The sequence below is a fragment of the Hungatella hathewayi WAL-18680 genome, assembly GCF_000235505.1.
Lineage (GTDB): Bacteria > Bacillota > Clostridia > Lachnospirales > Lachnospiraceae > Hungatella_A > Hungatella_A hathewayi_A.
The window spans coordinates 1-557 of the sequence record NZ_JH379043.1 but is presented as its reverse complement, the minus strand read 5'-3'; the positions used below and the strand labels follow the sequence as shown (position 1 = coordinate 557).

At 39.7% G+C, this 557-nt stretch carries 1 rRNA gene; it reads right to left on the bottom strand.

Going from position 1 to position 557, the window contains the following annotated elements:
• Positions 1-442: 442 nt before the first annotated feature.
• Positions 443-557 (bottom strand): 5S ribosomal RNA (rrf, locus tag HMPREF9473_RS25850); the annotation flags it as partial.

The following is a 557-nucleotide window of genomic DNA, read 5'->3' as shown; positions in this document are numbered from 1 at the left end:
TGTCTAAGATTCATAGCGTTGAATCTCTGGTCTTAGGTTTGTTGGTTCGTCTTACGTTAAGACTACTTCAACGAGTTTTGTTTGTTTGGATATAAGAATCGCTTCTTATATCACCTCGGATGTCTTGAACGATTCTCATACAGTTTCCTGTACTCAAATCTTTCTAGATATATTCAATATGTGGTTTTCAAGGTACATGTTTGACTGAAGTTTATCAGTCATTAGTAAACTTGATATTTCAAATTCACTAATCACTGGTAAAAACCAGTTATATGGAACAGCACTACCCTGCTGAAGTAGGTTAACACATTTTTTTCATCTCTTTCGAGACATCACAGGCTTCGCCTTTATCTCCACCCATTAAAACGTGTCCGTTCTATATAAACACTCTGTGACATCATCCGTATTTCATAGATGTCTTCGAGTGAGTTTTACAAAGTAAATCCGGCATCCACCTGCTCTCCCATATCGTCTCCAATATAGTACCATCGGCCGCTTACGTCTTAACCATCGTGTTCGGGATGGGAACGGGTGTGTCCCATAAGCGCATCGACACC